The organism is Cellulosimicrobium funkei, from assembly GCF_001019615.1.
Classification (GTDB): domain Bacteria; phylum Actinomycetota; class Actinomycetes; order Actinomycetales; family Cellulomonadaceae; genus Cellulosimicrobium; species Cellulosimicrobium cellulans_E.
In genome coordinates, this window is record NZ_JNBQ01000067.1 from 1 (window position 1) to 7,226 (window position 7,226).

General features: G+C 71.0%; 4 protein-coding genes. 3 read left to right on the forward strand and 1 reads right to left on the reverse strand.

Annotation, left to right across the window (positions count from 1 at the left end; translation table 11 throughout):
* Positions 1-199: 199 nt before the first annotated feature.
* Positions 200-4,081 carry a ThuA domain-containing protein gene (locus tag FB00_RS20520; protein ID WP_052877835.1) on the reverse strand — a complete coding sequence of 1,294 codons (3,882 nt, stop codon included), beginning with the start codon at positions 4,079-4,081 and terminating at the stop codon, positions 200-202.
* Positions 4,082-4,335: 254 nt separating this feature from the next.
* Here FB00_RS20520 and FB00_RS21415 point away from each other — a divergent pair, with 254 nt between their 5' ends.
* From FB00_RS21415 to FB00_RS20535, 3 genes are all read left to right on the forward strand, one after another.
* On the forward strand, positions 4,336-5,238 hold the full coding sequence (locus tag FB00_RS21415; protein WP_052877836.1) for a sugar phosphate isomerase/epimerase family protein: 903 nt from the start codon (positions 4,336-4,338) through the stop codon (positions 5,236-5,238).
* Positions 5,239-5,321: 83 nt separating this feature from the next.
* Complete coding sequence (locus FB00_RS21420; protein ID WP_052877837.1) at positions 5,322-5,915, forward strand: TetR/AcrR family transcriptional regulator; 594 nt, start codon at positions 5,322-5,324, stop codon at positions 5,913-5,915.
* 194 nt (positions 5,916-6,109) lie between these two features.
* Positions 6,110-7,226, forward strand: a 1,117-nt coding sequence (locus tag FB00_RS20535; protein ID WP_047234778.1) for a substrate-binding domain-containing protein, incomplete at its 3' end; no start/stop codon positions are given.

A 7,226-nucleotide genomic window follows, 5' to 3' on the forward strand; every position in this document is an offset into this window, starting at 1 on the left:
CGTTCGCGAGCCGCACGACGGCGGTCCCGGACGGCGAGGCCGTCGTCACCGGCACCGTCGCGGCAGCCCGGGACGGTGCCGGCGCCGCGGAGAGCAGGGAGGTGGTCGCCGACTACGCGGCGACCACCTGCTGACCGGCGGGTCCCCCCGCGCGGGGCGGGAGCGGTGTCGGACACCCGCTCCCGCCCCGCGTCCCGCGCTACCCGCAGGTGTGGGCCGGGTAGCTCACGGTGACGCTCCGCCCCGCGGCCGAGACGGTGGCCTCACCGGCGGGCAGGTCGGCCACGCGGACGGCGAACGACTGGTACGCGCTCGCGCCCGGCTCCACCCCCGCGACGGCGCGCGTCCCGAAGTCCGTCGCGAGCTCGACGTCGAGCACGTCGTCCGAGACGTTCTCGGCCCGGACGGCGACGTACACCTTGCCGGCGAGGCAGCGGGGCTGCACCGTGACCTCGACCACCGGCCCGACGTCCTCGACCGCGTCGAGGAAGACGCCCCCGAGCACGGCGTTGGGTCCGCTCACCCGGTCCGCCACGACGCGGACGGGTCCCTCGACGCGGTACGTCAGCCAGGCTCCCTGGCCCGCGTCGGAGACGGTGTGCGCCGGGTAGAGGACCGTGCCGTCCGCGCCCTGCACGCGCACCGCCTGGGTGCGCGACCCGTCGTGGCTGTAGACGTAGACCGAGAGGTCGTAGACCTGACTCTCCGGAAGGCCGACGTCGACCGCGGCGCTGGACCCGAACCAGGTCGACGCCCGACGCGAGGCCCCGTCCGGGGGAAGCTGCAGCGCTCCACCGCTCGTCGCGGTCTGCTGCCACGTGTACGCCGTGGTCCCGGAGACCGGGGCGACCGTCACGCCCTCAGGAAGGTCCTCGCCGACCCCCGGGATCGACCATCCGGCGTCGCCGTAGGAGCCGATCCAGTCGCCGCGCGTCGTCAGGTCCACGCGAGGCGCACCCTCCGGCGGGACGCCGACGCCCGCCCCCACGGCCTCGAACACGTCGAGCGTCATCGACCAGTTGACCCCGGGGTCGGAGCGGAAGACGAGGTACACGTCGTGCGTGCCCGCCGGAGCCGTCACCGGCGCCGGCGCGGTCTCCGCGAACGTGAACCACCCTCCCGTGCTGTCGACCTTGGTCTGCGACACGAGCTCGCCGTCCGGCGCGCCGATCCGCATCTCGATCGTGCCGCCGCCCTCCGGGCCGGCCGACACGCGGTAGCGCACCGCGTCGATGCCCTGGAAGTTCATGTCGTCGTAGCGCACCCAGTCGCCGTCCTGGATCGCCCCCACGTACTGACCGTTCTCCGCGGCGGCGTTGTTCTCCATGGCGACGCCGTCCTGGGCGTCGTAGTAGTGCGCCTGGAACCGCTTGGCGCGGTAGACGTGGGTGTCGCTCGAGGTGATCGGCTGGGCACCGTCGACCCCGCCCTTGTCCGTGTAGCGGGCGTCGATCACCCAGAACGCGTCGGCCTCGGCGTGCCCCTCGTCGAGCAGGGTGGTCGCCTCGCCCTCGCACGCGTGCACGGGCGAGGTCGGGTGGGCGTGGTCGTCGTGCCCGAGCGCCGGCTGCACCGACAGGTCGGCGCAGTCGATCACGCCGTCCTCGGGGTCGGAGACCTCGACCGACCACGGGATGACGTCGTTCCACCCGAAGAACGCCCCGTTCGGCGGCGAGGTGATCTCGACCGTCGGCGCGGTGTTGCCGACCACCACGGACACGGTCGCCGTGCCCGTCTTCGCGTGCTCGGTGTCCTCGGTCACGGTCAGGCGCGCCTCGTAGTTGCCGTTCGCCGTGTACGTGTGGGTCGGGTTCGGCTCCGTCGAGGTCTCGCCGTCGCCGAACTCCCACAGGAAGGAGATGTCGTCCCCGTCACCGTCGACGCTGCCCTCGCTCGAGAACGCGACCTCGAGCGGGGCCGTGCCGGACGTGACGTCCGCCGCCGCGACCGCGGTCGGCGCCTTGCCCGTGTCGGAGTAGTCGATGCGGTAGAGCCCCGAGTTCGGGTTGTCGCGCCCGAAGCCGCCGCCCCACTCGAGCAGGTAGAGCGCACCGTCGGGACCGAACTGGAGGTCGAGCGGCGCGAGGTAGGTGTTGTTGGTGAGGATCGGGTTGATCGCGAGCAGCTCTCCCTCCGCGTCGAGGGGGAACTCGGCGATGAAGTTGCGCGCCCACTCGAAGAACAGCGGCGTGCCGTCGAAGTACTCGGGCCACTTGCGGTCCGACTCGAGGTCCGGGTCGTAGTGGTACGCGGGGCCCGCCATCGGGGCACCGCCACCAGAGCCGAGCTGAGGGAACTCCGCCGACGCGCCGTAGGAGTAGTAGACCTCGGGCGAGACCGACGCGGGCAGCTCGGTCAGTCCCGTGTTGTTCGGCGAGTCGTTCACCGGGTTCGCGCAGTCGAACTTCGGCCCGGACGTGCTCGTCGCGAAGTCGAAGTCGTTGTACGCGAGGTCGTTCGCGTGGCAGTAGGGCCAGCCGTAGTTGCCCGGCGCGTCGATGACCTGCCACTCGACGTAGCCCGCCGGCCCGCGGTTCGGGTTCGGGCTGCCCGCGTCGGGTCCGTAGTCGGCGAGGAAGACCGTGCCGTCGGGCTCGACGCTGAAGCGGAACGGGTTGCGGAAGCCCATCGCGTAGATCTCGGGTCGGGTCTTGTCGGCGCCGTCCTCCGCCTCCGGGAACATGTTGCCCTCGGGGACGGAGTACGTGCCGTCGGGCTCCGGGGTGATGCGCAGGAGCTTGCCGCGCAGGTCGTTGGTGTTGGCCGACGTGCCCTGCGCGTCGAAGTGCTGGCGACCGGGTCGCTCGTCGATCGGGGTGTACCCCGACGACTGGAACGGGTTGACGTCGTCGCCGACGGAGAGCCAGAGGTTGCCCTCGGCGTCGAAGCGCAGCGTCCCACCGGTGTGGCCGATGTCGTTCGGGTCGGCCGCGCGGGTGGCGGGGACCTCGAGCATGACCTTCTCGGTCGAGAGGTCCATCGTGTTGCCGTCCATGGTGAACCGGGAGAGCCGGTTGAAGCCGTCCGGGGCCGGGGTCTCCGCCGGCGAGTAGTAGACGTAGACCCACTGGTTCGTGGCGAACTCGGGGTCGAGCGCCAGGCCGAGGAGGCCGTTCTCGCCCCCGCCGTAGACCGGGAGGGTCGCTGCCGTCACGGTCGAGCGCTGCTCGGGGTCGTAGACGCGCACCTGCCCGCGCACGAGCTCCGTGAAGAACACCCGGCCGTCGTCGGCGATCGCGATGCCCCACGGGGCCGACGTGTTCGTGTCGAGCGCGACCTTGTCGTAGTTGCTCCAGTCGGTCGCGCTGCAGTCGCCCTCCGCCACACCGGCCGCGTAGCGCGCACCGCCCAGCGCGTGGGCGCGCACCGCAGGCTCCGCGTAGGCGGACTTCGCGTGCCCGATCGACGTGATCCACGTGCGACCACCCTCGTAGGCGGAGCACCACGTGACCGGGTGGTCCGTCATCCGGCCGGGCGTCGAGGCCGGGACCGAGGTCGGGTCGAGCTGGGCGAGGACGTGCTTGTCGCCGCGTACCGACTTGGTGAACCCGTACCACTCCTCTTCCCGCTGCAGGCGGTCCGGTAGCTCGGCCGTCGAGGGGTGCTCGTGGTCCACGACCGTCAGCTCGCCCGGCGTGCCCGCGGCGGAGTGCGCGGTGAACTCCGTACCGATGAGGTTGCGGTAGAACGCGTTGCCCTGCTCCATGTCGAGCGGGTTGTGCATCGCGACAACTCCTCCGCCGCCCCGGACGTAGCGCTCGAACGCGCCCTCCTCCGCGGCGTTCCAGACGTCGCCCGACGCGTTCGCCAGCACGACGACGTCGAAGTCGGCCAGCCCCTCGTCGGTGAACGCCGTGGAGTCCGTCGCCTGGACGGCCTCGAAGCCGTGCTCCGCGGCGAGCTCGTCCCACATCGCCCGCGCCTCGGGCACCGAGTCGTGGACGAACCCCGCGGTCTCGGAGAAGATCAGCGCCCGGAACTCGGGCCCCTCCGCGTGCTCGTGGCCGGGGTGGGCCTGGGCGGTGAGCCCCGCCCCTGCGACCAGCCCGGTGGTGATGGCGAGACCGGCGACGGCCGCCACGCCTCTTCTTCGCATCCTCATGCCTGCTCCTTCGTGTCGCACCGTTGCGTGTGAGTCAGGGGGCCCGTCGATCAGGTGGCAACTTTCGCCTGCCTGTCGTCAGAACCTGCCGAGGATGCTACTGTCGGCGACGACACATCGCAATACTGATCAGTATGGTGATCTCGTCAGAAGGTTGGCAGGACAACACACACACGGAAACACGCCCCCGACCCGTTGGTACGGCCGGGGCGCTGGAACAAGGGAGTTCTTCCATGGCAGAGATCGGGATCGGCTTTCACACCGATGCCTTCAACTCCACGCACAAGTCCTTCGAGGAGGCCCTCGCCTGGGCGCAGGAGAACGACGTGCACTACATCGAGCCGGGAGTCGTCGAGGGGGCGTGCTGGATCCACGGACTCGGGTACTTCCCGCACGTCTCCCTGCTCGAGGACCCCGCACTCCTGCGGCGGAAGATGGAGTCGTACGGCGTCCAGTTCTCGCAGATCGACGCGGCCTACCCGCTCTCCGGACGCGACGGCATGAGCGTCGGCGTCCCCTACGTGCAGAAGGCCATCGCCTGGGCCGCCCTCGCCGGGTCGCCCCGCGTGGCGACGACCGACGGCCTGCACAAGCCGGAGGGGCTGGAGGACCGCGAGGCGCTGGACCTCATGAAGCGCAGCTACCAGGAGATCGTGCGCGTCGCGGAGGCGCACGAGGTGGTGGTGAACATCGAGGTGCACGGCTACTTCACGACCCGGCCCGACTGGCTCGAGGAGATGCTCGACTACTGCGGGGACACGCCATGGCTCCGCCTGAACCTCGACACCGGCAACACGTTCATCGCGGGCAACGACCCGGTCGAGTTCGCCACGCGCTTCCTCGACAAGATCGACCACGTCCACATCAAGGACGTGTCGCCCTCGCTGGCCGAGTCGGTCCGCGGAGGGGCGACCGGGATCGCCCTGAGCCACGTCGCCGCGGGCGACGGCGTCAACGCCGAGAACATCAGCGCGATCCTGCGGTTGCTGAGCGACCGTGCGTTCGACGGCGTGCTGAGCATCGAGTGCGAGGGGCAGGGCGGACCCATGCTCGCCGACTCGCTGGCGTGGCTGCGGAAGGAGGTGGCTGCCGCGGGCTTCACCGAGCGCACGCCGCTGCTGCCCCGCGCCGCGTGAGGCCGCTCCGGGCGCCGGCTCACCCTCCGCGCCACGCACTGTTCCGTACCGCGTGGTACGGGCCGGCGCGGTAGCCTGGGGTCGTGACCGAGACGACCACCGCTACGGCCGCACGGAGCGACGAGCTCGCCCTCGCGGCGTTCCGCCTGTTCTCGACGCGCGGGATCGTCGGCGTGAACATGGACGCGATCGCCGCGGAGGCGGGTGTCACCAAGGGCAGCCTCTACTGGCACTACTCCTCCAAGAAGGAGGTCGTCCTCGCCGCGTGCGCCGTCTACTACCGGCGGTGGCGCGACAACATGGCGAGTGCCACGGAGGGTGCGCCGAGCAGGCTCGCGGCCGTCGAGGCCGCCGTCGCCTACTCGGTCCGGGACTGCCTCCTGGACGACGAGAACCGGGTGTTCACCACGGAGATCGTCGCGCAGGCCCTCTACGACACCGACGTCCGCGCGAGCTGGGCAGGGTTCCTCGACGAGGCCGAGCGGTACTTCCTCGGTCTGGTGCACCGCGCCGTCGGTGCCGGTGAGATCGACCTCGACGACGTCGACGGGGCCGTCGAGCTGATGTTCTCCGCCATGGAGGGCATCAAGCAGACCGCGCTGTTCCGCCCGCTGTCCGGCACGAGCGAGAGCGAGACGCGCATCCGTCGGCAGCTCATGTCGCTCCTCGGTCGCTGACCCCGCGCCCAGCAGCACCTCCTCTCGCCCCACCCGCGCCCCCCGCGCACACCCTGCCGCTCCGCTCCCGCGGACGCACCGCTGACCCCGCCCGGACCGATCGGGCCGCGGGTCTCCTCGTCGCGCGGTCCCCCGGCCGCGCGCCCCACCCGCCTCCGGCGGGACGACGACGTCTCACCTAGGAGAACCACCTCATGAAGAACCCCCGACTCCTCACCACCGGAGCAGCGTTCAGCGCGCTCCTCCTCCTCGCCGCGTGCACCACCGACTCGCCGACGGCCGGCTCCGAGACCGACCCGGCGCCGTCGGAGAGCACGGACACCGGCGGCGCCGGCTCCGAGTGGTTCGTCCAGGCGGACTACGACCGTCAGCTCGCCCAGCGCGAGGTCGTGCCCGAGGGCCCGGCGGACCAGCCGTGGCTGCAGGCGATCGAGCCCGAGTACGTGGACACGGCCGAGTACGCGAACGCGGAGGGCGGCAACACGCTGTGCTTCTCGAACGCCTCGGTGTCCAACCCGTGGCGCGTGACGGGCTGGATCACGATGCAGCAGCAGGTCGACGTGCTCAAGTCCGAGGGCGTCATCGGCGAGTTCCGCGTCTCGGACGCGGCGGACGACGACAACAAGCAGATCTCCGACATCCAGGCGTTCGTCAACGCCGGCGACTGCGACGCGATCGTCATCTCCCCGTCCACGACGGCGACCCTGACGCCCGCGGTCGAGGCCGCGTGCGAGTCGGGCAAGCCGGTCATCGTGTTCGACCGTGGCGTGAACACCGACTGCATGGTCACCTTCATCCACCCGATCGGCGGCTACGCCTACGGCGCGGCGGGCGCGGACTTCCTCGTCGAGAACCTCGAGCCCGGGTCCACCGTCCTCGGTCTCCGCGTGGCACCGGGCGTGGACGTGCTGGAGAACCGCTGGGCCGCGGCCGACAAGATCTTCTCCGAGTCCGAGCTCGAGGTCGTGGGCGCGGAGTTCACCGGTGGTGACGGCGCGAAGATCAAGGACATCGTCACGCAGTATCTGCAGCGCGGGGACGTGGACGGCATCTGGATGGACGCCGGTGACGGCGCCGTCGCGGCGGTCGAGGCGTTCGAGGACGCCGGCAAGCCCTACCCCGTCATGGTCGGCGAGGACGAGATGAGCTTCCTGCGCACCTGGAAGGACTCCGACCTCACCGCGATCGCCCCGGTGTACTCGAACTTCCAGTGGCGCACCCCGATCCTCGCGGCGCAGATGATCTGGGCCGGCGAGCAGGTGCCCTCGGAGTGGGTCCTGCCGCAGTCGCCGATCGAGGCCGAGGAGCTGG